This window comes from Micromonospora sp. NPDC049274 (assembly GCF_040678875.1).
Classification (GTDB): Bacteria; Actinomycetota; Actinomycetes; order Mycobacteriales; family Micromonosporaceae; genus Micromonospora.
The window spans coordinates 525,538-549,680 of record NZ_JBFAQS010000003.1 but is presented as its reverse complement, the minus strand read 5'-3'; the positions used below and the strand labels follow the sequence as shown (position 1 = coordinate 549,680).

Below are 24,143 nucleotides of genomic sequence, written 5' to 3'. Positions count from 1 at the left end.
AGCCCGACCCAACCCGATCTGTTCCCGCTCCAGCGGGCTCAACCTCGACGCCATAACCACCCCAACGAAGAAAACGGAAGGGTGTTGCAACCACCGGTTGAGCCCGCCCTCGGAACGGAAAGTGTCCAAGATCTGCGCAAGGAGCCGCTCAGGCGTCGTAGTCGACAGTGAGCCTGTCGGTCGTCGGGCTGGACTGGCAGGTCAGCACATAGCCCGCCGCCACCTCGTCGGGCTCCAGGGCGTAGTTGCGGGCCATCGTGACGGCACCGTCGACGATCTTCGCCTTGCACGTCGAGCAGACACCGCCCTTGCAGGCGTACGGCAGCTCGCCCCGGACCTTCAACGCGGCGTCCAGCACCCGCTCCTCGCGGCCCATCGAGAAGCTCGACGACCGGCCGTCCAGCACGATTGTGACGTCCGTCCCGGTGCCCGGCTGATCGGCCGGGCGGGCCACCGGCTCCGGCGGCCCGTCGACGTGGAACAGCTCGGTGTGCACCGCCGACTCCGGCAGCCCACGCGCGGTCAACACGTCCCGGGCGTCGACCACCATGCCGTACGGGCCGCAGAGGAACCACTCCTCGATGACGTCGCCCGGCACGATGGTGCCCAGCAGTCGCTCCAGCCGGTCGGCGTCGATCCGACCGGAGAGCAGCGGAGACTCACCCTGCTCCCGGGACAGCACGTGCACCAGGTGCAGCCGTGTGGGGTAGCGATCCTTCAGGTCGGCCAACTCCTCGGCGAACATGACCCGGTTGGCCGTGCGGTTGCCGTACACCAGGGTGAAGGTGCTCGCCGGCTCGACGGCCAGGGCGGTCCCGACGAGCGCGAGCACCGGGGTGATGCCGGAGCCGGCGACGACCGCGCCGTAGTGCCGCGCCCGGTCCGCCGCGAACGCCGTGGTGAAGGTGCCCAGCGGCGTCATCACCTCGACGGTGTCGCCGCGGCGCAACGCGCCGCAGGCGAACGCCGAGAACGCGCCGCCGGGGATCTCCCGCACCCCGATCCGCAGCCGGCCGCGCCGGGCCAGGTCGTCCGGGGTGGAGCAGATGGAGTACGACCGGCGTACGTCGTCGCCGTCGTCGGTCACCCGCCGGACGGTGAGGTGCTGACCGGCGCGGAACGCGAACGCCTCCCGCAACTCCTCTCCTACGGCGAAGGTGACCGCGACCGAGTCGTCGGTGAGCCGGTCGACGGCGTCTACCGGCAGCGGGTGGAAGGCCGGCCGGCGGCGGACCGGCCGGGCGATGGTGACAGTCACAGCGCCTTCAGGTGGTCGAAGGGTTCGGAGCAGGAACGGCAGCGCCACAGCGCCTTACAGGCGGTCGAGCCGAACCGGCTGACCTGCTCGGTGTCCGGCGAGCCGCAGAGCGGGCAACGGACCGCAAGGGTCAATGCCACCACGCCCGGTGCGGGCGCCGGGGCCGGCGGGGCGATCCCGGCGGCGGCCAACTTGGCCCGCCCGGCGTCGGAGATCCAGTCGGTGCTCCACGGTGGGCTGTAGACCGTCCGCACCTCGGTGTCCGGATAACCCGCTACGGCCAGCGCACGCCGGACGTCGGCCCGGATCACGTCCATGGCGGGGCAACCCGTGTACGTCGGCGTGATGGTCACGGTGACCCGCCCACTGGCCCCGTCCTCCTCGACGGCGCGCAGGATCCCCAACTCGTCGATGGTGATCACACGGATCTCCGGGTCCACCACGCTCGCCGCCGCCATTCGCGCGTCGGTCACCACTTCGCCCCGGGATGGGCGCGGTGCAGCACCTGCATCTCGGCCAGCAGGTAGGACAGGTGCTCGGTGTGCACGCCGGCCCGCCCGCCCGTCGGCGCCCAGCCGCGCTCCGGCCGGCTGAGCGTGGCCTCGGCCAGCACCGGGCCGACGGTCTCGTCGAAAGCCTGCCGCAGGCCCGCCGGGTCGACAGGCGCCGCCGGGTCCGCGGCGAAGAACTCGTGGGTGTACGGCCAGACGTGGTCCACGGCCTCCTGCATCCGGCGGTGCGACTCCTCGGTGCCGTCGCCGAGCCGTTTGACCCACAGCGCGCCGTGGTCCAGGTGGTACGCCGACTCCTTGCGCGCCTTCGCGCCGATGGCGGCCAGCCGCTCGTCGGCGCACGACGCGAGCGCGGTGTAGAGCGGCAATTGGTACGCCGCCAGGAAGAACAGCTTCGCCATGGTCACCGCGAAGTCGCCGTTGGGCAGCTCGACCAGCAGCACGTTGTGAAACTCGCGGTCGTCGCGCAGGTACGCCAGCGCGTCCTCGTCCCGACCTGCCGCCTCCAGTTCACCCGCGTACGACAGCAGCAGGCGGGCCGCACCGAGCTGGTCGAGGGCGATGTTGGCGAGCGCGATGTCCTCTTCCATCTCCGGCGCGCGGGTCGTCCACTCGGCGAGCCGCTGCGCGGCGACCAGCGCGTCGTCACCGAGGGCGAGGGCGAAGCCGAACGGCCCGTTCACGCCACCACCTCGCTTCGCTCGGCGGCGGCGCGGAGCGCCCCGCTGCTGGGCTGGCTGGTTCGCTCGCTCACAGGTGCGCCACCCCGTCCGGCACCTCGTAGAAGGTGGGGTGGCGGTAGACCTTGTCGGCGGCCGGGTCGAAGAAGGAGTCCTTCTCGTCCGGGCTGGACGCGGTGATCGCGCCCGCCGGCACCACCCAGATCGACACGCCCTCCTGCCGGCGGGTGTAGAGGTCGCGCGCGTTGCGCAGGGCCAGCTCGGCGTCCGGGGCGTGCAGGCTGCCGACGTGCGTGTGCGACAGCCCGCGTCGCGCCCGCACGAAGACCTCCCACAGAGGCGAGTGCTCGTTGCTCACGCGGCCACCTTCTCCCTCTTGTCCGCCCGCTTGGCGGCGTACGCCGCGGCGGCCTCGCGTACCCACGCACCGTCGGCGTGGGCGGCCCGGCGGTGGGCCATCCGCTCCCGGTTGCACGGTCCGTTGCCCTTGATGACCTGCATCAGCTCGTCGTAGTCCGGCTGGGTGTAGTCGTACGCCTGTCGCTCCTCGTTCCAGCGCAGGTCGTCATCGGGGATGCGCAGCCCGAGGACCTCCGCCTGCTGGACGCACATGTCGACGAAGCGTTGACGCAGGTCGTCGTTGGAGAAGCGCTTGATCTTCCAGGCCATCGACTGGGCGGAGTGGGTGGAGTCGCCGTCCGGCGGGCCGAACATGGCCAACGACGGGTACCACCAGCGGTCCACCGCGTCCTGCGCCATGGCCAGCTGCTCCGGGGTGCCGTGCGCCAGGGTGTGCAGGATCTCGTAACCCTGGCGCTGGTGGAACGACTCCTCCTTGCAGACGCGGATCATCGCCCGCGCGTACGGGCCGTAGGAGCAGCGGCACAGCGGCACCTGGTTGACGATCGCGGCGCCGTCCACCAGCCAGCCGATCGCGCCCACGTCGGCCCAGCTCAGGGTGGGGTAGTTGAAGATCGAGCTGTACTTCTGCCTGCCGTCGAGCAGCAGCTGGACCAGTTCGTCGCGGCTGATGCCGAGGGTCTCGGCGGCGGCGTAGAGGTAGAGGCCGTGGCCCGCCTCGTCCTGGACCTTGGCGAGCAGGATCGCCTTGCGCTTGAGCGAGGGCGCCCGGCTGATCCAGTTGCCCTCCGGCTGCATGCCGATGATCTCGGAGTGGGCGTGCTGGGCGATCTGCCGGATCAACGTCCGGCGGTACGCCTCGGGCATCCAGTCGCGCGGCTCGATCTTCTGCTCGGCGTCCACCACCTCGGTGAAGTACGCCGCCAGGTCTTCGTCAGGTGCGGGGCCGCCGCGGCGCTGGCGGGCGGCGGCGGCACGCAGCTCCGCCTCGGCCGCCTCGACCTCGCCGAGCAGGCCGGCGCCGGGCGCGTCGTCCGGCGCGTGGTCCGGCGCGTCGCCAGGGGCGGAGAAGTCGTTGCCATACATGAGGACAAGTGTTACAGCTTGCGCCCCGATGCACTAGGGGGTGTAACAGGAAACCCGAGTCACGTTCCGTCACTCCTGAGCATTTCCCGACCACGCAGCGCAACTCAATCGCCTATGACTTGGGTCACCGGCAAAAGATGAAACCTCCTAGAAGCCGCATACCGACCGAATTTTGTCCCCATATCGCACGTTGGGTGGTGTCGAACCCTGGCACCCGGCCCGCTCGGACGTAGACTTCTGCCGGTCACACGATCGGCTGCCCACCCGCCGTCTCCACAGAGGCCATCCCCCCGGCCTCGGCGCACGCACCGGTCGCCCCGGACAACGAAGCCGGCCCCCCGGCCCTGACATCTGGAGCTCACCCAACTCATGCGACCTCGCGTGACCATGGTGCTCGCCGTCGTGGCGGTCCTCCTCGGTGGCGTCCTGCTGGTCCCCACCGCGTACGCCAAGCTCTCCGCCGACGACAGCAGCGGTGGCGGTGGTGGCGGTGCCGCCAGCAGCAGCGTCGCCGCGCCCGCACCCACCCCGCCGCCACCACCCACGCTGGCCGCCGGGCGGGTGTCGGTGGCCTTCAAGGGCCAGTTCTTCTCGTGGGCCCTGATGGACCGGCAGACGGGCAAGATCTCCGGGTCGGCGAACATGGCCGCGACCAGCTCCACCGAGTCGATGATCAAGGCGTGGATCGTCTCCGACTACCTGCGTCAGCTCAAGGACAGGGAGCCGCCCTCCGCACTGAAGGAGGCGGCCCGGCTGGCCATCATCAACAGCGACGACACGGCGGCGAACAGGGTCTACGCCGCCGCGGGTGGGTCTTACAAGCCGGTGCGGAGCAGCATTCCCGACCCGGTGATCCAGCGGGCGATCAAGATCTGCGGCCTCACTGACACCACGCGCGGCAACACTGAGCCCTACACGGGCTTCTGGAGCTTCACCCGGATGTCCCCCCGGGACGCCGTCCGGCTCGGCGACTGCATCGCCGACGGCAAGGCCGCCGGGCCGAAATGGACCAAGTGGGTACTGGACCAGATGAGTAAGGTTCGCGGCACCACCGCCAAGAAGGACCAGAAGCCCTCCTCCGGCGGTGGGCACTGGGGGATCATCGACGGCCTGCCGAAGTCGATCACCGCGCAGGGACCGGTCAGCATCAAGAACGGCTGGACGCCGATCGCCGGCGACGGAAACTGGCACGTCAACTGCCTCGCCGTCACCGGCAAGTGGAGCCTCGCGGTGATGCTTCGCTACCCGATCAAGAGCGGTCTCGACTACGGCGCGCAGGTCTGTGCCAGCGTGGCCACCCAACTGGTCACCCCGCAGCCGGGCGCCGCGCTCAAGGTGCCGCAGCAGCCGGTCGGGAAGCTCTGATGGCCGGCAACCGGCGGGCCGCCCGGCGCGGTGCGGGCGAGACCTCACCGCTGCGCCTGATCGCTGTCGCGGTCATCCTCATCGGGCTGGTGCTGGTGTCGCTGCGCCTCCTGCCCGGGTCACCGTTCGAGTCGTCCGCGGCCGCCCAGTGGGGTGACTCCGAGGCGACGACAAGCGACCGGCAGACCGGCGCGGCCACCGACCGCAGCGCCCGGCAGCCGTCCCCGCCGTCGCCGAGCCCCAGCCCCTCGCTGGCGCCGCTGCCCTTCCAGGCCAAGGACCTCAAACTCGACATCCAGGGTTGGTACTCCTGGAGCGTGCTCGACCGGCGGACCGGAAAGATCATCGGTTCGAAGAACATGGGCGAGACCAGCACCACCGCCTCGATGATCAAGTCCTGGATCGTCGCCGACTACCTGCGCCGCTCCGCCGACGCCGGGCGGACCCCGAGCGACGCGAAGCTCGCCGACGCCACCCGGATCATCCGGGACAGCGACAACACCCGGGCCGAACAGTTCTACAACGAGGTCGGCCGGGACGCCTCGATCAAGCGACTGATCTCCATGTGCAAGTTGACCGACAGCAGCGTCGCCCCCGACGGCGGGTGGAGCCGCACGGCGCTCTCCCCCCGCGACACCGCGCGGCTGGGCAACTGCATCGCCACCGGCACCGCCGCCGGCCCGAAGTGGACCAAGTGGCTGCTCAACGAGATGAAGCTGGTTCGCGGCGCCGGCGACTTCGGCATCCGCAAGGCGTTCCCGGCTGCGGAGCAGAAGAAGATCGCCATCAAGAACGGGTGGATCGACCGGACCAGGGAGCAGGAGATGCACATCAACTGCCTGGCCATCGGCGACACCTGGACGATGGGCGTGATGGTCAAGTACCCGATCGGCATGGGCTACGACTACGGCATGAAGAACTGCGAAAAGATCACCGAGGCCCTGCTGCGCCCCGGCGCCTGACCGCCCTCGGCCGCTGGCGCCGAGCGGGTCAGCCCGGCAACTCGACTCGGCCGGGTCGACCCGGCGGGTCGGCTCGTCCCGGGCGGCTCGGCCCGGTGGGCGGCTCGGCCCGGTGGGCGGCTCGGCCCGGTGGGCGGCTCGGCCCGGTAGGGGCGGGTCGGCCCGGTAGGGGCGGGTCGGGTCAACCCGACCCGGCGGCCGGCCCGGCCCGGCTCGGCGGGTCAGCCGGCGAAGAACTCCGGGCCACCGTCCGGCAGCGCCGGGACCTCACCGAGCGCGGCGACCCGCCGGGCGAACTCGCGCAGCCCGGCGACCTGCCGCTCGCCGAGCGAGAAGTCCAGGGTCCGGAAGTACGTGGCCAGCGTCGCGGCGTCGAACGCCTCCCAGCGCGCGGCCGCCTCGGCGACCTGGTCCAACTCGGAGAGGCAGAGGTCGCGCGAGCGCAGGAACGCCTCGTGCACCTCCTTGACCAGGCCAGGGTGTGCGGCGGCGAAGTCGCGGCGGACCGCCCAGACGGCGAAGACCATCGGCAGGCCGCTCCATTCCCGCCACGCCTGACCGAGGTCGGTCACGGTGAGCCCCCGCAGCGGCGCCTCGTGGTACGCCCGGAGCGCCACGTCCCCGATCAACACCCCCGCGTCGGCTTCCAGCAGCATCTGGGTCAGATCCGGAGGGCAGCGGAAGTAGTCGGGCCGCACGTCGTACCGCTCGGCGAGCAGCAACTGCGCCAGCATCACCCCGGTCCGCGAGGTCGAGCCGAGCGCCACCCGCGCGCCGTCCAGCTCGGCGAGGGGCCGGGTGGAGACCATGTTGACCGACAGCACCGGCCCGTCGCTGCCCACCGCCAGATCCGGCAGGAGAAGCAGCTCGTCGGTGTGCTTCAGGTACTCCATCAGCGTGATCGGGCCGATGTCGAGGTCGCCGGCGACCAGCGCCGCACTCAACCGATCCGGCGAGTCCTTGTGCAGGTCCACGTCGAGCAGGGTGCCCGAGCGCATCAGACCCCAGTAGATGGGCAGACAGTTCAGGAACTGGATGTGCCCGACCCGCGGGCGTGCGATGCGCTCAGCCATGACCCGACCGTATCCCCGGCCTCGAGCCCCGGCTCGGCAGGCCGGCCCGGAGTGGCCAACCCCGCATCCGCCGCACCCGGTCGCTAGGCCTCCGGTCCCGTCGTTCCCTCACGCTCGAGGCCGGTCGTCTTCAGGAGTACCGGTCCGGCCGCCGGCGCACGGTCGCCCTGGCCCTCGTCGGTGGCCGCCGGCGCACGGTCGCCCCGGCCCGCGTCGGTGGCCGACAGAACGCGGTCGCCCTGGCCCTCGTCGGTGGCCGACAGCACGCGGTCACACCGGCCCGCGTCGGTGGCCGACCGCACGCCTGCCGTCGCCCGGACGACGACCGGCACGAAGACCAGCACCACCAGGAGCCCGGCGGCCCCGGCGGCCGCGATCAGCGGCCGGGGCGCGACACCGGTGAGCAGTGCGCCGCCGATGAGGTAACCGCCCATCGAGCCGCCCTGCACGACCGCGCCGTAACTGGCGTACGCGCGGGCGCGCATCGCCTCCGGCACCCGGCGCGCGGTGAGAAGGTTGGCGAAGACGTTGTCCGCGCCGTTGGCCGCGCCGCCGACCAGCCAGAGCGGCACCAGCAGGCCCGCTGCCGGCACGAGCGCGGCCAGCAGCACCATCAGGCTGCATCCGGCGAGTGTGATCAGCACCCCACGGACCAGCGCGCCGTCGTCGTCGAGCCGGCGCGCCAGCCGCGCCGCCAGCCAGCCACCAGGCAACATTCCCGCCATCCAGGCGGCACCGACGAGGCCATAGGTGGTTGCGGACCCGTTCAGCGTCTCCCGAATGAAGAAGACCTCGATCACGTTGATGCCGCCGATCGCCGCGATCACCACGGCGGTGCTGACCATCATGACAAGCATCAGCGGATCCCGGCGAAGCCGCCAGCTCTGGCCCGTACCACCCGGGTTGACCCCGCTGCCCGAACCCCCCGCGCGGCCCTGGCCTCCCGCCGGGGCCTGCTCCCCCTGACTGGCCTGATCCGCATGGCCCGGCCGGTCCACACCGCCCGTCTGGCCCGCACCGCCCGCCTGATCCGCACCGCCCGCCTCATCCCTACCGCCCGCCTCATCCCTACCGCCCGCATGGTCGGCACGGCCGGTCTGGTCGGCGGCGGACCGTCGGCCGCCGCGCCGGGTCCGCAGCAGCAGGCCCGCGACCACGAGCGCCAGGTAGGTCGCGGCGTCGACCAGCAGCGGTACGCGGGTGCCGAACTGCCCCACCAGCAGCCCGGCCAGCACCGGGCCACCGAGCGCGCCGAGGGAGACAGCGGTCTGGCTGATCGCGCTGGCGCGGGGCAGGTCGGCCGGGCGGACCATCTCCGGGAGCAGCGCCGCCAGGCAGGGCTGGGTGACCGCGAGGCCGCAGGCGAGCAGCGCGACGAGGACCATGACCAGGACCGGGTCGCGGGCGACGGCGAGCAGCAGGCAGATCACGGTCTGCCCCAACCCGATGGTCACCAGCAGGGTACGACTGTCCACCCGATCGGCGAGCCGTCCAGCGAGCGGGGCCAGCACCACCAGGGGCAGAGTGGCCGCGAGCAGCAGCCCCGAGACGGCCAATCCTCCGGCACCGGCACCCTGCAGAGCCAGCGCGAGCGCGGTGGCGGCGAGAAAGTCGCCACAGATCGTGGTGCCACGAGCCGCGCTGGCGAGCCACACGTCCGGCCAGCGCGATGTCTCAGTTGTGAAGGACATACTTCGAAAATAATCCTTCACAACTGATCGACACAACCCCCGCTACGCCAGCGGCACCGCCCGGTACTGCACCGCCACGGCACGAGCGCCCGTCGGCGGGTCGGCTCGGCCTCGCGCTTGGTACGGCCTGAGCAGCGCCGTGACGGCCTCGTTGAGCCCCACGAGCTCCTCGGCCGTGAGCACGAGCATCGCCTCGTTGAACATCACCGCGTCGTACCACTCGGCGGGTTCATCCCCGGCGCGCCGCGACCAGTCCCGGGTCCGTTCCATGGCCAGCACGGCATACGCCTCCACCACCGCCTGCTCCGCGGCCCGCGCATCGCGCCCGGCCTCGTGACCCGCGTCGACCATCAGGCTTGAGCTCGTCGTGCGCCACACCCGTTCCCGGGCGTCGCCCCGGCTGGGCGCCTGCTCCACCAGGCCGAACTTCGCCAGCGCCCGCAGGTGATAACTGGTCGCGCTCGGCGACAGCCCGACGATCTCCGCGCACTCGGTGGCGGTGCCGCCACCCTCGCGGCTATTCAGATATTCCATGATCGCGATCCGGGCCGGATGAGCCAACGCCCGCATGACCTGCGGGTCACTGACCATCCGACGCGGCTCGGGACGGGCCTCGGTCATAACCCCATGATCCCGGCCAGCCACTCGACCCGCCACCAGCCCTCGCGTTGGGCCGGCCGCAGCATCGCGGGGCGCTCTCGACCTATTCGGGGTGGCCTGTGCGACGAAGGGAAGGCGTCCATCGCCCCCGCGTACGACCTCGCCGTACTGGTGGCTGACCGGCCGCGCGGTCGACTTCCTCAGGTGCGCACTGCCAGTGCTCACCGCCCCGCCGGCTTGTCGGATCGCGGGCCGCGCGCCGGTGCTCCTCGGTGTGCGCTCGCCGCTGCTCGCCACCTCGCCGCGCTGTCGGATCGAGGGCCGCGCATCCGGGCCTCCAGGTGTGCGCTCGCCGCTGCTCGCCACCTCGCCGCGCTGTCGGATCGAGGGCCGCGCGGCGGTGCTCCTCGACCGAAAGTGTCGTACACCTGTTCTATTCTCTATTCATGTTGAGGGCGTTGGCGCAGGCGGCGGGTGCCGTCGACGACTGCGTCGAGGCCACGTTGTGGGCCCTCCCCGACGGTGAGCTGCTCGCGTCGCTCGACGCGGCGCACATGGCGGCGCAGCGTCTGGCGGCCGTCCAGCTCGCTCTGGTGCGCGAGCTGGACGCGCGTGGTCTCGCCGTCGCCCAGGGAGCGTCGTCCACCGCCGTCTGGTTGCGGGAGCGGCTGCGGCTCTCCGGCCGGTCGGCCCGGCAGATGGTCCAGCTCGCCGCCACCATCGACGCCGCCCCGCCACCGGTGCGCGACGCCGTGCTCGACGGCAGCCTCACCGTGGAGCAGGGTCGGGTGGTGGCGGAGGCGGTCGCGGCCCTGCCGGTCGAGGCTGGGCCCGAGGTGGCAGAGAAGGCCACCGAGCTGCTGATCTCCTGGGCCGACCGCTTCGACCCGACCATCCTGAGTCGTCTCGGGGAGCGCGTCCTCACGCACGTCGCCCCCGACGTGGCCGACCAGGCAGAGCTGGCCGCCCTCGACCGGGCCACCGAGCGGGCCGAGACTCGCCGGCACGTCACCCTCTCCGAGCCCAAGGACGGGCAGGTACGCCTCACCGGAAACCTCGACACCGAGACCGCGAGCCTGCTGCGCGAGGCCATCGATCCACTCTGTGCCCCGGCCGGCGAGCACGACGAGCGCAGTCCCGGCCAACGCAGGGCGGACGCACTCGGCGAGGTCTGTCGGCTGGCACTGCGCACCGGTCACCTACCCGACAACGGCGGAGACCGGCCGCAACTCGTGGTCACGATGGCGCTCGACGCGCTGGTCAACGGCGTGGGCGTAGGCACCCTGGAGACCGGTGCGCCTCTCACACCCGGCACGGTCCGGCGCCTGGCCTGCGACTCCGCCGTACTGCCGGCCGTGTTGGGCGGCAACAGCCAGATCCTGGACGTCGGGCGCCAGCGCCGACTCTTCACCGGCCCCCTACGGCGCGCGTTGGTGCTGCGCGACGGTGGGTGCGCCTTCCCCGGCTGCGACCGGCCATCGCGTTGGTGCGACGGTCACCACGTCCGCCACTGGGCCGACGGCGGTGCCACGACGCTGGGCAACGCGGTCCTGCTCTGCGGCCACCATCACCGCCTCCTCCACCGGGGCGACTGGACGGTCCGCATCGCGGCGGACGGCCAGCCCGAATTCCTTCCGCCGGACTGGATCGACCCGCTCCGCGCCCCGCGTCGCAACCTCTACCACAGGCGGTGCTGAGTTCCGCGAGGCTCACCCATCGCGAACCGGCCGAGCCCAACGACCGGATCACCACGCCAGCCCGGACGCGCCGGCCGGCCCACCTGGCCTTCGTACACCGTCCTACTCTGGCTGCCCTACTCTGGCTGCGCCGGCTCGCTGCCTGCCCGCCCTGGCTGTCCCGGCTGCGCTGACTGGCCTGCCTGGCTGCCCTGCCTGCCCTGCCTGCGTTGCCTGTCCCGGCTGCGCTGCCCGCGCTGGCTGCTCGGCCTGCGCTGACTGCCCCGGCTGCCCTGCCTGCGCTGGCTGCTCGGTCCCGGCCTGCTCCACCGGCCCGGCCCTGCCCGACCCCGCCTGCTCTGGCTGCTCGGCCGGTCCTGCTGCACGACCCGGCCTTGTCCTGCGCTGATCTGCCCCACCCAGCGCTGGCTGCGGGCCTGCCCGCGATGCCCAGCGGCCCGCCCGGCGGTACGTCGTCAATCGCCACGCCAGCACTCACGGGTGATCTGGTCGGTAATTCGGTGGAAAGGACCGCCGTGAGGGCGTAGCGTTGCAGCCCGCTTGACGGCCGAGGTGAGCTGCACCGGAACGGACGTCGCCGCGCCGGGCGGGCGGCCATCCGCCACCGGATACGCGAGCGCGCAGCAGATGTGAACGATGGGACCGTCAGCATGCCCGCACCTGACCTGGACGCTCATCTCGACACGGATCTGGTCGCCGAACGCGCCCACCTGGCCACCTCGCGCGCGGCGCTCCGCCGGATGCGGGAGCGGGCCGAAGCCCTCTTCTCAACCGGTGACCAGGTTGCTGGCGACCCCTACGCGGCGGAGATGCTCGGCCGTACGCTGGCCCGCCGCGTGGCCGAACTGGCGGACGATCCCACCACGCCACTGTTCTTCGGCCGCCTCGACTTCGCGGGAACCTCCCACGACGAGGAAGCGACCAGCGCGCCCACGAGCAGCGCGCCCACGACCAGCAACGCCGCGGCCACCACCAGCAGCGGCGGCACGGGCACCCAAGGCAGCGCCAGCAACAGCGGCACGGGCACCCAAGGCGGCAGCGGCAGCGGCAGCGGCAGCGGCAGCGGCAGCGGCAGCGGTGAGCATGACGGTCGGCGGTATCACGTCGGGCGGCGGCATGTCACCGACGCGCACGGCGAGCCGCTGGTGCTGGACTGGCGGGCGCCGGTTTCCCGGTCGTTCTACCGGGCCAGTGCGCGCGATCCGCAGGGCCTGGCGGTCCGGCGACGTTTCGGGTTCAGCAACGGCGTCTTGACCAGTTTCGAGGATGAGCGGCTGGACCGGGGCGAGGAGTTGGGCACGACCAGTCGGATTCTCACCGCCGAGATCGAGCGACCGCGCGTCGGGCCGATGCGGGACATCGTCGCCACGATCCAGCCGGAGCAGGATGAGCTGGTACGGGCCGATCTGGCCGACTCGATCTGCGTGCAGGGGGCGCCGGGCACCGGAAAGACGGCGGTCGGCCTGCACCGGGCCGCGTACCTGCTCTATCTGCACCGGGAGCGGCTGCGGCGGGCGGGTGTGCTGATCGTGGGCCCGAACCGGGCTTTTCTGTCGTACATCGCGGCGGTGCTGCCGGCGCTCGGCGAGGTCGAGGTCGAGCAGGCCACCGTCGAGGAGTTGATCTCTCGGGTGCCGGTGCGGGCGGTGGAGGCGCCGGCCGTCGCCGCGCTCAAGCACGACGTACGGATGGCGAGCGTGCTGCGGCGCGCGGTGCAGACGCAGATCGGTACGCCTACCGAATCGATCACCGTGTCGGACGGTTCGTTCCGGTGGCGGATCGGGCTGGAGCCGCTGCACCGGATCGTCGAGGAGACCCGCCGGGAAGGGCTGCCGTACGGCACCGGACGGGAGCGGGTCCGGGCACGCGTGGTGAGTCTGCTGCAACGGCAGGCCGAGGCACGGCGAGCGGAGTCGCCCGGCGACGCGTGGCTGCGCCGGATGAGCCGGTGCCGGCCCGTGGTGGACCTCCTCGACGCGGTCTGGCCGGCGCTCACCCCGGAAGGGCTTGTGCACAGCCTGCTCTCCGACCCGGCCCGACTCGCCGCTGCTGCGGACGGGTTACTCAGTGACGCCGAGCAGGCGCTGCTGGTCTGGGCGAAACCGCCACGTACGCCGAAGGCCGCCCGCTGGACCGCCGCCGACGCGGTGCTTGTCGACGAGGCTGCCGGCCTGCTGGAACGCCCCTCCGGCTTCGGGCACGTGGTGGTGGACGAGGCGCAGGACCTTTCTCCCATGCAGTGTCGAGCCATCGCCCGCCGCAGTGAGCACGGTTCGGTCACGCTGCTCGGTGACCTCGCACAGGGCACCGCGCCGTGGGCGGCGACAGACTGGCGGGAATCCCTGGCCCATCTGGGCAAGCCGGACGCCGTGGTGGTTCCGTTGACGATCGGCTTCCGGGTACCCGCCGCGGTGGTCGCGTTCGCCAACCTGCTGCTGCCGGCGCTCGCGGTGGACGTACCGCCGGCCGAGTCGCTGCGTCACGACGGCGGCCTGGATGTGCGTACCGTGGCGGATCTGACCGTCGCGACGGTGGCCGAGGTGCGCGCGGCGCTGGCGCACGACGGTTCGGTCGGCGTGATCGCCGCGGACGACGCCGTCGACGGGCTGCGCGCGGCGCTGGCCGCCGCAGGCGTCGCCACCGCGACCGCCGACGACGTCGCCGCCGCGGAGCGGGTCACCGTGGTGCCCGCGACGCTGGTGAAGGGCCTGGAGTACGACCACGTGGTGGTCGTCGAGCCGGCCGCTATCGTCGCGGCCGAACCGCGCGGGCTGCACCGGCTGTACGTGGTGCTCACCCGCGCGGTGTCACGCCTCTCGGTGCTGCACCGCGAACCGCTGCCCGCGCCACTGCTGCCCGCTCCACTGCTGACGCCGTCGCAGGCCGCGCCACTGGAGTCGGCACCGCTGTAGACCACGCTGCCCGCGCTGCCACAAGCTGCGCTGGTCGCAGGCTGCGCTGGCACAGGCTGCGCTGGCACAGGCTGCGGCCTGTTCGCCGGTGCTCGGGGTGTCCGGCGGGTCAGCGGGCGGTGAGTGCGGCGGCGATTTCGCGCAGCGGCGTGCCGGGCTCGGCGATCGGCACCGTGAACGCCAGCCACGAGCCGTCGCTGAACTCGATTCGTAGCCGCTTCGGGTTGAGGCGGTACCAACCCACGCGGGCGTCGGCCACCGTGGGCCGGGGCACCGACCAGACGACCCGGGTTCCTGCCGCTGCCCGCTCGTCGTCGGCCCGGCTCGACCAGAGTTTCACCGGCCCGGACGCGCACACGAGCAGCCGCCGGTCGGTGACCGCGAGGATGGTGTCCTCCAGTGCGGTCACCGGAGGCACCGGCCGCCGGGCGTGCCGCAGGGTGGAGGCGGCCGAGCCGGGGGCGCCCCGGCCGGCGACTCCGAAGATCACGCGATCGACGATCCGGTCGCCCCTGGGGAAGGAGAGCAGCGGCACGAGCAGGTTGAGCAGCACCCCGCAGACAACCCCGGCAGCGCGGGACGAGGCCGGTCGATCGGCAGCCTGCGGGCCGGCAGCCTGCGGGCCGGCAGCCTGCGGGTCGGCCAGGCGGTCGGCAGCCGGCCGGTCGGCCGGAGGGATGCCCTGGGCGATCTCCGCCTTCGCGACGGCGAGCACATGCTCGTCCGGCTCGACGAGGGTGGTCAGCCGCGCCAGGTGACTGATGTTTGCCATCGGCTCAGTCGCCGGCCGTGCGCTCGCCGGAGGGTGCGGCGCTCGACGGCTGGGCCTCCAGCGCACTGCTCGGGCTCGACACCGGCCCTCCTCTGTGTCCTGTGCGACGGGTCAGCCGCTGACGGTTCTCACCGTAGGCATTGCGCGCCGCTGTCGGGTACCCGCCACCCGAGCGGGACACACGACAACTACTTTGCACCGTAAAGTTGTTTGCGTGGAACAGGACGATGATCGACCCCCCGCCGACGCCGCGACGGCGCTCCGGCTGATCCGTGACCAGCAGGCAGCCACCGCATCCCGGTTGGAGCCCGATGCCCGGCTGCTCTACTGGCCGTGGGGCATGGCCTGGCTGGTCGGCTTCGGGCTGTTCTTCCTGCGCTTCTCCCCGGACGGTCGGGTGCTGGTGCGACTGCCCGACTGGCTGCCCCTGACCGTCCTCTTCGTCCTGCTGGCGGCGGCTTCGGTGGTCCAGGCGATCGCCGGCGCGCGGGCGTACGGCCAGGTGACCGGAGACTCGGCCCGGCGCGGCCGCTGGTACGGGTTCGCCTGGGCCCTGGGCTCGGTGAGCGTGTACGTGGGGGTCGGCCGGGTGTCGGATCACCTGCCGCACGATCTGGCGGCCTTGCTCTGGTCGGCCACCGCCGTCGGGTTGACCGGCGCGCTGCAGATGGCCGGCGGCGCGATCTGGCTGGACCGGAACCTGTTCCGGCTGGGCGTCTGGATCAGCGTGATCAACGTGGTAGGCGCGATCGCCGGGCCGGGCTGGCACGCGCTTGTCGTCGCGGTGGCCGGCAGCGGCGGGATCCTGGTCGCCGGAACGACCTCCCGGCTGCGACAGCGACACCGGCCATGACCGACCTCGACCCGGTCATCCACGCCCAGGCGCGACTGCGGGTGGTCGCCGCGCTCTCCGCGCTCGCCGACGGGGACCGGATCACCTTCCCGCGCCTCCAGGAACTGCTCGCGATGACCGCCGGCAACCTCTCCGTCCACCTTCGCAAGCTCGAGGACGCGGGGTACGTCGAGATCAGCAAGACCCACCGTGGACGCACCCCGACCACTCTGATCCGCCTCAGTCGGCGGGGTCGGCTGGCGTTCGAGGAGTACACCGAAGCCATCCGCGCACTGCTCGATCCCGCCCAGTTCGGCCCCACCCCGTCGAAGGAGCAGTCATGATCCTCGCCCGCGCCGACCAGGCCAGCCGCCGGTACGGCGACGTCCTCGCCCTCGACCGCGTCGACCTGGAGGTCCGGGCCGGCGAACTGGTCGGCCTGCTCGGCCCCAACGGCGCCGGCAAGAGCACCCTGATGAACCTGCTGGTCGGCCTGCGTCGGCCCAGCTCGGGCCGGGTCGAACTGTTCGGTGGCGATCCCCGCGATCCGGCGTCCCGCCGGCAGATCGGCGTCACCCCTCAGGAGACCAGCCTGCCCCCCACGCTCCGCGTCGGCGAGGTCGTCGACTTCGTCTCCGCGCACTACACCGACCCGGCGCCCCGGGGCGAACTGCTCGACCGCTTCGGCCTCGGCGACCTCGCCCGGCGGCAGACCGGTGGGCTGTCCGGTGGCCAGCGTCGCCGGCTGGCCGTGGCGCTGGCCTTCGCCGGCCGACCCCGGCTCGTGCTGCTCGACGAGCCGACCACCGGCCTGGACGTCGCCGCCCGGCACACCCTGTGGGACGCGATCCGCGCGTTTCACGACGACGGCGGCACGGTCCTCCTGAGCAGCCACTACCTGGAGGAGGTGGAGGCGCTGGCCCACCGCGTGGTGGTGATCGGGCAGGGCCGGGTGCTCGCCGACGACACAGTCGAGGCCGTCCGCGGCATCGTCGGCGTACGACGGGTCAGCCTGGTCGCCGACGAGCTGCCCGATCTGCCCGGTGTCGTCCGCGCCGAACGCGTCGACGGGCGACTGCACCTGCTCACCACCGACGCCGACGAGCTGATCCGCGCGCTTGTCAACTCCCGAGCGGCCTTCACCGACCTGGAGGTGCGGCCCACCTCGCTGGAGGAGGCGTTCCTCGCCATCACCAGCGGCGACGGGCCGACCACCGGAGAGCAGGTAAGCGGCGGCGAGGCCCCGACCAGCGCACCCATCCAGACCGGCGCCGGAGACCCGACCGCCGCCGCCGACCAGCCCACCGCCGCTGCCGGCGGCCGACCCACCACCCTCTGAGGAGGCGTACCGTGCAGCTCGCCCTGGTCCACGCCCGCTACCAGCTACTGGAGATCATCCGGATCCCGGTGGCAGTCGTCGGCAGCGCCTTCTTCCCCGCCGCCGCCATGATCTTCTTCGTGGTGCCGTTCATCGGCGACGACGCGGTCGGCGCCACCTTCGCCACCGCTTCGATGATCACCTTCTCGGTGATGAGCGCCAACATCTTCCAGTACGGCGCCGGTGTCGCCGAGGACCGCGACCAGCCGTGGAGCCCGTACACCCGGACTCTGCCGGCCGGGCCCGCGCCTCGCTTCGCGGGCCGGGTGCTGGCCGGCCTCGCGCTGACGTACCTCTCGCTGATCCCGGTCGTGGTGATCGGCGCGACGCTGACCCCGGCCCGGGTCACCCCGCTGGCGTTTCTGCTGACCGTCGCCACGGTGGCCGTCATCTCGGTGCCGTTCACGCTGATGGGGCTCGCCATCGGCTACTCGCTGCCCAGCAAGGCGGCGATCGTCGTGGCGCAGATCGTCTTCCTGCCGCTCGCGTTCGGTGGCGGGCTGCTCTCCGCCCCGGGAGACGCACCCGGGTTCATCGAGACCATCGCACCGTTCCTGCCCACCCGGGGCGCGGCCGAGCTGATGTGGTCGGCGGTCGGCGACTACCGGGTCGAGCCGCTGGCGCTGATCATGCTCGGCGTCTGGGTCGTGCTGCTCGCCTCGCTCGCGGCCTGGGCTTACCGACGGGACGAGGGTCGCCGGTTCAGCTGACGATTCGTCCGTTTCCGCCCCGTACGACAGCGGGACGGTGCCAGGATTCCGGCAGGGGGGCCGCCCGTGGCCGCCGGCCGAGAGGGGTCTGACGTGAGCACCGTCCCGCCGGGTACGCCGTGCTGGGCCGACCTGGCCACCCCGGACCTGACCGCCGCGCGGCGCTTCTACCCCGAGCTGTTCGGCTGGACCGGACGGGTGACACCGGAACCCGAGGCGGGCGGTTACACGGTCTTCCTGCTCGACGGCCGACCGGTGGCCGGTGTCGGTCCGCCGGCGATTCCCGACCAGGTGCCGATCTGGTCGACGTACGTCGCCACCGACGACGCGGAACTCGTCGCCGGCCGGGTCGAGCGGGCCGGCGGGCAGGTGGTGGTGCCGCCGTTCGAGGTCTTCGACCGGGGCCGGATGGCGGTCTTCGCCGACCCGGCGGGCGCCACGTTCAGCGTCTGGCAGCCACTGGCGATGCCCGGCGCCGAGGCGTTCAACGTGCCCGGCGCCATGAGCTGGAACGAACTGGTCACCCCCGACCCGGAAGGGGCGAAGGTCTTCTACGAGCTGGTGTTCGGGTGGCAGCCGGACGAACAGCCGGTCGGCGGTATGACGTACACCGGGTGGCGGCTCGGCGCGCGGGTCGTCGCCGGGATGATGCCGCCGCTCGCCGACGACTTCCCCGCCGATCTCCCGGCGTACTGGACGGTGTACTTCGCGGTGACCGACGCCGACGCCGCCGCCGCTCGCGCCGCCGAACTGGGCGGGACCATCCTGGTGCCACCCCGCGACATCCCGACCGGCCGGTTCGCCGCCCTCCGCGACCCCCAGGGCGCCCTCTTCTCGGTCATCGACCTGGGTGACGACCGGAGTTAGGCCGGACGGGGACCACCAGGGGGCCGTTGGTGCCCGGGATCACCCGGACGCTGGCCCGGTAGTGGGTGGCGAGGAGGTGTTCGGTGAGCACCTCGTGCGGGGTTCCCGTCGCCACCACCCGACCGTCGGCCAGCAGCACCATCCGGTCCGCGTACTCGCCGGCCAGGGAGAGGTCGTGCATGGTGGCGAGCACCGTCAGGCCGTGCGCGCGGCGCAACTGGTCGACCACCTCCAGGACCTCCTGCTGGTGGCCGATGTCCAACGCGCTGGTCGGCTCGTCGAGCAGCAGCAGCGTCGCGCCCTGGGCGAGCGCGCGGGCGAGGAACACCCGCTGTCGTTCGCCCCCGGAGAGGGTCGCCAACTCGCGGCGGTGGAAGCCGGTCAGGTCCAGGCGGTCCAGCACCTCGTGCACGGCTGCCACGTCCGCGGCTGACTCCCGACCCAGCGGCGGGATGTAGGGGGTCCGGCCGAGCAGCACGTAGTCCAGCACCGACATGCCGGGCGGCACCACCGGGGACTGCGTCACAGTCGCCACCACCCGGGCGCGGTCGCGGCGGCGCAGCGCGGCGCTCGGCGTACCGAACAGGGTGATGGCCTGCGGCGCGGACAGCAGGCCGCCGACGGCGCGTAACAGTGTGGATTTGCCGGCGCCGTTCGGGCCGATCACGGTGACCCACTCGCCGGCCACGACTGTGAGGTCGACGCCGGCGAGGACCGGCGTGCCGTCCAGGCTGACGTGCAACCCCCGCACCTCGACGGCCAACGGGCCAGCGCCCGCGGGACGCGCGGCGTTGTCGGCCGGGCTGGTGGCGGACTCGGGGTTCACAGGAGTGCCCGTCGGGCGGTGCGCAGCACGAGGACGAAGAACGGGCCGCCGAGCAGGGCGGTGACCACACCGATGGGCACCTCGGTCGGGGCGGCGGCGGTCCGGGCCACCACGTCGGTCAGGGCCAGGAACGCGGCCCCGAACAGCAGGGAGAGCGGCAGGATCACCCGGTAGCTCGATCCGGCGAGCAGCCGGACGGTGTGCGGCACGATGATGCCGACGAAGCCGATCAGCCCCGTCGCGGAGACCGCCGCGGCGGTGCCCAGCGACGCGGCGGCGATCAGCAGGTAGCGGGAGCGCTGTGGGTGCAGGCCGAGACTCTTCGCCTCGTCGTCGCCGACCGTGAGGACGTCCAGTTCGCGGCGGTGCAGCAGCACCACCACCGTGGTCAGGGCGGCGTAGGGCAGCACCAGCAGCACGTCGTGCCAGCCGGCGGTGGCCAGCCGGCCGAGCAGCCAGGAGTAGACCGGCTGGATGCTGTCGGAGTGCCGCTGGAGCAGGTACGTCTGCCCGGCGGAGAGGAACGCGGAGACCGCGACCCCGGCCAGGATCAGCATCGCCGGGGACCTGCTCCGCCCGCCTGCCGCGCCGAGCAGGTAGGTCATCGTCACGGCGAGCAGCGAGCCGGCGAACGCGGCAAGCGGAATGGTCAACGGCAGCCCGGAGATCGCGCCCTGTCGACCGACGCCGCCGAGGGCGATCACCGCGGTGACCGCGAGGCCCGCGCCGGCGGCCACGCCGAGCAGGTACGGGTCGGCCAGCGGATTGCGGAACACGCCCTGGTAGCAGCCGCCGGCCAGGGCGAGCAGACCGCCGACGAGCAGGCCCAGCACGACCCGGGGCAGCCGCAGTTCGGTGACGATGGCGATCTCGCGCTCGGTCAGCCCGCTGTCGAGGTGCACCCCGGGGATCAGGTTGAGCAACTCGGCGGCGACGCTTCCCGGCGGCAGGCTGACCGGCCCGAGCGACACCCCGGCGAGGAGCGCGACCAGCACCGCGAGGACGCCGGCGACCAACCAGCGCTTGCGCACCCCGGCGGGCCGCGACCCGGCAGGGGGCAGACCCGCGTCCCGGGGGTCGGACGGCAGCCCGCCGGGCCGGTCAGGAGACGGCAATCCAGCGACGGACGGCAGCCCGCCGGGCCGGGACGAGGATGGCGTCCCGGCCGGCGGGTTGGCGGGTGGCGGGGCGGCCATCGGCGGTGTCCCGGTCACCGACGGACGTCGGTCACGCGGGCACCTTGGCGACCGCGTCGATGATCACCCGGAGCAGGTCCACGACACGGGGGCCCCAGCGGGAGGCGACGTCGTCGTCAAGCGTGACCACCTGGTTGTTCTTCACGGCGGTGAGGCCGGACCAGCCGCTGCGGGCCTTGACCGAGTCGGCGTTCTGCTGACAGCACTTGGAGTCGGCCAGGAAGACGAAGTCCGGGTCGGCCTTGACGATGACCTCCTGGGACAGCTGCGGGTAGCCGCCGTTCTTGCCGTCGGCGTCGGCCGGGTCGGCGATGTTGGTCAGCCCGACCAGGCTGTAGATCGAGCCGATGAACGTCTTGCTTGTCGCGCTGTACAGCTCCGGGCCCAGCTCGTGGTAGTAGGTGAGCTTCTCGGTGCGCTGCGGCAGGTCCTTGACCAGCTTGGCGATGTCGTCCTTCATCCGGCTGGCGACGTCGGCGGCCTGGTCGGCGTGCCCGGTCAGGGTGCCCAGGTCGGTGATCTGCGCGTACGAGTCGTCAAGCGTGGTGGCCGCCGGGGTCAGGTACACCGGGATCTTCAGCTTGCCGAGCTGGTCGACGATCTTGTTGGTGTCGTTGGAGAGCACCACCAGGTCGGGGTTCTTGCCGGCGATCGCCTCGGCGTTGGGCTGGAAGCCCGACAGGTCGGTCTTGGGCGCGTCGGCCGGATAGTTGGACTGGTCGTCCACCGCGCTCACCTGCGGGCCCGCGCCGATAGCGAAGAGCATCTCGGTGGCGCTGGGCGAGAGCGACACGATCTTCTCGGGACGCTTGTCGAGGGTGAGCGCGCCGACCGTGACCGGGTAGCTGGCGGCCGCGGTGCCCGCGGCCGGCTTGTCGTCGGTCTTCTCGGCGCAGGCGCCGAGGGCGAGCGCGGCGACCGCGAGGGTCGCGGCGAGGAGCCGAGGGGTACGTCTGGACATGGGGCCTCCTGTCGGTCGAGGAGTGTGGTGCTTCGCCGACAGGACTTCCGTACGCCCGCCCACGAGGCGCCCTTCCTCGAGAGCGCGTGTCGCGACCCGTCCGCAGGCGACCTGGCTCGTCCCCACCGTCGGGCGGGGCATCACAGTTGCGGGACAGCACCGGTTTCGCACCGGCTTCGCTGCGGAGTGGTCGATAAGACGGTAGCGCACCGCCGGGACGTGCCGGATCGATCAAGTGCTGATCAGAACCCGTCGATCGATGCGGCGGTCGCGGGGGCGGCATATGTCCCGGATCCGGAGTCTCGGGAGCGGGTGGTGGGGCCCCGCAGGGGCGGAACGGGGCCCCACCCGATCAGGAGGCCGTGATGGTGACGTTGTCCACAGCCGCCTCCACCAGGCTGGCGCCGGAGGCGTCCGCCGCCTCGACGAGGATCCGCACCGACTGGCCGGCGTACGGGGTGAGGTTGAGGTTCGCCACCGCCCAGCTCCCGTTGCGGTTGGCGGCCGCGCCGGTCTGGGTGAGCAGGGCTGTGGTGCCGCCGTTGTGCACCACGCTCACCCGCAGATAGTCGGCCGACGAGGCGTTCGAGCCGTGCGCCAGGTACCAGGCCAGCGAGAGGGTCAGCGTGCCGGACGACGGCAGGGCCACCGCCGGGGACCGGGCGCTTGTCACGCCGCCGTCGACGTCGTAGTCACCCGCCGCCGAACCGGCGAGCCGACCGGTGACCAGGTCGTTGGATCCGGCGTACGGGGTGAGCTGCTTGGCGCCGGAGGACGTGGTGCCCTGGGCGGCGCCCCGTTCCCACGCCCCGAGGGTGGCGGTGTCGGTGCCGGCCGGGTTGGTGGTCCAGCCGGTGGCCGTTTCGAAGGTGTCCGACCAGACCGTGGTGCCGCCGCCACCGCCGCAGTACTGCGACTGCTTGCCGATGGCCCGGTACGGGCAGTCGGCGTACTCGCTGAGCAGCAGCACCGCCTCCCGGTTGCGGGTGGTCTGCGCGGTGATCACCTCGTCGGGCGGGTAGAAGCCGCCGCCGCCGGACGAGCCGGGGTACATCTCGAAGGTGTACGCCCAGATGTTGTGGGTCGCCCACATCCAGTCGAGGCTGTCCCCGTCGGTGATGTAGAGGTCGCTGGACTGCTCCGGGGTGTAGTTGTTGGTGGCCGCCATCTGCTGGCCGATGGTGGCGAAGGTGTTGTACTGGTCGGCGCTCATTCCGGCGGCGGTGTTCGCGGTGGTGTAGCCGTACGGCCAGAGCACCAGCTCCGAGTACGTGTGGAAGTCGATGTTCGCCTTGATCTGCTGGACGCCTTCGACCACCCGGCCGTTGACGAAGTTGCGCAGCGCCTGAGTCTCCGGCGCGGAGAACGCGGACGGGCCACGGTAGGTCTCCGACGAGGTCGACCCGGAGGAGCCGCCGCAGCAGCCCCAGTTGTAGCCCCAGTTGCGGTTGAGGTCGGTGCCGACGTTTGACGAGCCGCTGTTGGGCTGGCGGTTCTTGCGCCAGGACCGGTACGAGCCGGTGGCGATGTCGTACTCACTGCCGTCCGGGTTGACAGTCGGCACGATCCAGATCTCCCGGCCATTGACGAGGTTGGTGATCCGGGAGTCGCTGCCGTAGCTGTCGGTGAAGAGGTTGAGCAGGTAGATCGCCATCTCGACGGTCAGGTGCTCGCGGGCGTGCTGCTGGGCGTTGAACAGGATCTCCGGCTCGCTCTCGTCGGTGCCGACGTTGTCGGAGATCTTCACGGCCATCAGGTCGCGGCCCTCGTACGACGTACCGATGCTGATCTTGCGGGCGATGGCCGGATGGTCGGCGACGACCTGGTTGACGACGGCGGTCAGTTCCGCGTAGTCGTGGTAGTTGGAGTCGGCGGGCGGGAACGCGAGGGTGCCCACCTCGCCGGCGCCGCGTTCGGCGTTCGGCGGCGGGGCGAGCGGTTCCAACCGGAAGCCGAGCTTGCCGATGGCGGCGGCCTCGGCGGCGGTGGCCGAGATGTGCAGCACGCCGTGTTCGGAGTAGTCGATGGCGGCCCCGGTGCGGGCCACCGCGTTGCGGTCGGCGAGGGTCCGGGGCCCGAGCACCCGGTAGCCGGCGGCGGCCGGCTCGGCGGTCCGGTCGGGTGCCGGTTGGGCGGCGACCGGTCCGGCGGCGACGGCGACGATTCCCAGCCCGGTGACGACGGCGAGCACCAGGAGGCGACGGAGAGGGTGGGGTCTGTCCAGGGTCATGGACTACCTCCTCGGAGGGCGGGATGTCCCGCTCGGTGAAAAACACTTCACCATCAGTCACATGGTCATATCAACATTGCTCGCTGCCCTGCATGCCGTCCTGTCCATCCCAGGTTGACCATCGCGGCGGCAAAGATTTTCTGCTGCCGAACATCTGGCGAAACTTCCCTCCAAG

Annotated in this window: 22 protein-coding genes and 1 riboswitch; of the genes, 9 read left to right on the top strand and 13 right to left on the bottom strand. The window is 72.0% G+C overall.

Going from position 1 to position 24,143, the window contains the following annotated elements; translation table 11 throughout:
- Window positions 1-148 precede the first annotated feature (148 nt).
- From paaE to paaA, 5 genes are all read right to left on the bottom strand, one after another.
- Complete coding sequence (gene paaE / locus AB0K10_RS08970; RefSeq protein ID WP_363681389.1) at window positions 149-1,258, bottom strand: 1,2-phenylacetyl-CoA epoxidase subunit PaaE; 1,110 nt, start codon at window positions 1,256-1,258, stop codon at window positions 149-151.
- Window positions 1,255-1,731 (bottom strand): 1,2-phenylacetyl-CoA epoxidase subunit PaaD, encoded by a 477-nt coding sequence (paaD, locus tag AB0K10_RS08965; protein ID WP_363681387.1) that lies wholly within the window; start codon window positions 1,729-1,731, stop codon window positions 1,255-1,257. The genes paaE and paaD overlap by 4 nt, the downstream gene beginning before the upstream one ends.
- Window positions 1,728-2,453: a 1,2-phenylacetyl-CoA epoxidase subunit PaaC gene (gene paaC / locus AB0K10_RS08960; protein WP_363681385.1), complete on the bottom strand. Its 726-nt coding sequence runs from the start codon at window positions 2,451-2,453 to the stop codon at window positions 1,728-1,730. Before paaC ends, paaD begins: the two co-directional genes overlap by 4 nt.
- Window positions 2,454-2,520: 67 nt before the next feature.
- The gene (paaB, locus tag AB0K10_RS08955) at window positions 2,521-2,808 is read right to left on the bottom strand and encodes a 1,2-phenylacetyl-CoA epoxidase subunit PaaB (protein WP_234584771.1); all 288 of its coding nucleotides are present in this window, start codon (window positions 2,806-2,808) and stop codon (window positions 2,521-2,523) included.
- Window positions 2,805-3,896 carry a 1,2-phenylacetyl-CoA epoxidase subunit PaaA gene (paaA, locus tag AB0K10_RS08950; protein WP_363681383.1) on the bottom strand — a complete coding sequence of 364 codons (1,092 nt, stop codon included), beginning with the start codon at window positions 3,894-3,896 and terminating at the stop codon, window positions 2,805-2,807. The genes paaB and paaA overlap by 4 nt, the downstream gene beginning before the upstream one ends.
- Window positions 3,897-4,265: 369 nt before the next feature.
- On the opposite strand from paaA, the gene AB0K10_RS08945 reads away from it, so the two are divergent.
- Both AB0K10_RS08945 and AB0K10_RS08940 read left to right on the top strand, forming a co-directional pair.
- Window positions 4,266-5,261, top strand: coding sequence for a hypothetical protein (locus AB0K10_RS08945; protein ID WP_363681381.1), 996 nt, complete (start codon window positions 4,266-4,268; stop codon window positions 5,259-5,261).
- Window positions 5,261-6,223 carry a hypothetical protein gene (locus tag AB0K10_RS08940; protein ID WP_363681379.1) on the top strand — a complete coding sequence of 321 codons (963 nt, stop codon included), beginning with the start codon at window positions 5,261-5,263 and terminating at the stop codon, window positions 6,221-6,223. Before AB0K10_RS08945 ends, AB0K10_RS08940 begins: the two co-directional genes overlap by 1 nt.
- Before the next feature lie 221 nt (window positions 6,224-6,444).
- Here AB0K10_RS08940 and AB0K10_RS08935 read toward each other — a convergent pair whose 3' ends face one another.
- The 3 genes from AB0K10_RS08935 to AB0K10_RS08925 all read right to left on the bottom strand — a co-directional run bounded on the left by AB0K10_RS08935 (window position 6,445) and on the right by AB0K10_RS08925 (window position 9,608).
- Complete coding sequence (locus AB0K10_RS08935; protein WP_363681377.1) at window positions 6,445-7,296, bottom strand: menaquinone biosynthesis protein; 852 nt, start codon at window positions 7,294-7,296, stop codon at window positions 6,445-6,447.
- An 83-nt stretch (window positions 7,297-7,379) separates the two neighbouring features.
- On the bottom strand, window positions 7,380-8,987 hold the full coding sequence (locus tag AB0K10_RS08930; RefSeq protein WP_363681375.1) for an MFS transporter: 1,608 nt from the start codon (window positions 8,985-8,987) through the stop codon (window positions 7,380-7,382).
- Between the two features lie 42 nt (window positions 8,988-9,029).
- Window positions 9,030-9,608, bottom strand: coding sequence for a winged helix-turn-helix domain-containing protein (locus AB0K10_RS08925; protein ID WP_363681373.1), 579 nt, complete (start codon window positions 9,606-9,608; stop codon window positions 9,030-9,032).
- 425 nt (window positions 9,609-10,033) lie between these two features.
- On the opposite strand from AB0K10_RS08925, the gene AB0K10_RS08920 reads away from it, so the two are divergent.
- On the top strand, window positions 10,034-11,284 hold the full coding sequence (locus tag AB0K10_RS08920; RefSeq protein ID WP_363681371.1) for a DUF222 domain-containing protein: 1,251 nt from the start codon (window positions 10,034-10,036) through the stop codon (window positions 11,282-11,284).
- A 650-nt stretch (window positions 11,285-11,934) separates the two neighbouring features.
- A complete protein-coding gene (locus AB0K10_RS08915; RefSeq protein ID WP_363681369.1) occupies window positions 11,935-14,196 on the top strand; it encodes an AAA family ATPase in 2,262 nt (753 codons plus the stop codon).
- Between the two features lie 109 nt (window positions 14,197-14,305).
- On the opposite strand, the gene AB0K10_RS08910 is transcribed toward AB0K10_RS08915, so the two are convergent.
- Window positions 14,306-14,968, bottom strand: a complete 663-nt coding sequence (locus AB0K10_RS08910; protein ID WP_363681367.1) for a hypothetical protein — start codon at window positions 14,966-14,968, stop codon at window positions 14,306-14,308.
- Window positions 14,969-15,182: 214 nt separating this feature from the next.
- Here AB0K10_RS08910 and AB0K10_RS08905 point away from each other — a divergent pair, with 214 nt between their 5' ends.
- From AB0K10_RS08905 to AB0K10_RS08885, 5 genes are all read left to right on the top strand, one after another.
- On the top strand, window positions 15,183-15,821 hold the full coding sequence (locus tag AB0K10_RS08905; protein ID WP_363681365.1) for a transporter: 639 nt from the start codon (window positions 15,183-15,185) through the stop codon (window positions 15,819-15,821).
- Window positions 15,818-16,144 (top strand): transcriptional regulator, encoded by a 327-nt coding sequence (locus AB0K10_RS08900; RefSeq protein WP_363681363.1) that lies wholly within the window; start codon window positions 15,818-15,820, stop codon window positions 16,142-16,144. The genes AB0K10_RS08905 and AB0K10_RS08900 overlap by 4 nt, the downstream gene beginning before the upstream one ends.
- A complete protein-coding gene (locus AB0K10_RS08895; RefSeq protein ID WP_363681361.1) occupies window positions 16,141-17,139 on the top strand; it encodes an ABC transporter ATP-binding protein in 999 nt (332 codons plus the stop codon). Before AB0K10_RS08900 ends, AB0K10_RS08895 begins: the two co-directional genes overlap by 4 nt.
- 11 nt (window positions 17,140-17,150) lie before the next feature.
- Complete coding sequence (locus tag AB0K10_RS08890) at window positions 17,151-17,888, top strand: ABC transporter permease (RefSeq protein WP_363681359.1); 738 nt, start codon at window positions 17,151-17,153, stop codon at window positions 17,886-17,888.
- Window positions 17,889-17,981: 93 nt separating this feature from the next.
- Complete coding sequence (locus AB0K10_RS08885; protein WP_363681357.1) at window positions 17,982-18,755, top strand: VOC family protein; 774 nt, start codon at window positions 17,982-17,984, stop codon at window positions 18,753-18,755.
- Here the strand turns inward: AB0K10_RS08885 and AB0K10_RS08880 are convergent.
- From AB0K10_RS08880 to AB0K10_RS08865, 4 genes are all read right to left on the bottom strand, one after another.
- On the bottom strand, window positions 18,727-19,518 hold the full coding sequence (locus AB0K10_RS08880; protein ID WP_363681449.1) for an ABC transporter ATP-binding protein: 792 nt from the start codon (window positions 19,516-19,518) through the stop codon (window positions 18,727-18,729). The two genes, AB0K10_RS08885 and AB0K10_RS08880, sit on opposite strands and share 29 nt — an antisense overlap.
- Window positions 19,519-19,577: 59 nt before the next feature.
- Window positions 19,578-20,795: an iron ABC transporter permease gene (locus tag AB0K10_RS08875; RefSeq protein WP_363681355.1), complete on the bottom strand. Its 1,218-nt coding sequence runs from the start codon at window positions 20,793-20,795 to the stop codon at window positions 19,578-19,580.
- A gap of 13 nt (window positions 20,796-20,808) precedes the next feature.
- Window positions 20,809-21,738, bottom strand: a complete 930-nt coding sequence (locus AB0K10_RS08870) for an ABC transporter substrate-binding protein (protein ID WP_363681353.1) — start codon at window positions 21,736-21,738, stop codon at window positions 20,809-20,811.
- Window positions 21,739-21,848: 110 nt separating this feature from the next.
- A riboswitch (cobalamin riboswitch) is annotated at window positions 21,849-21,913 on the bottom strand.
- A gap of 177 nt (window positions 21,914-22,090) precedes the next feature.
- Complete coding sequence (locus tag AB0K10_RS08865) at window positions 22,091-23,968, bottom strand: M14 family zinc carboxypeptidase (protein WP_363681351.1); 1,878 nt, start codon at window positions 23,966-23,968, stop codon at window positions 22,091-22,093.
- Window positions 23,969-24,143 lie beyond the last annotated feature (175 nt).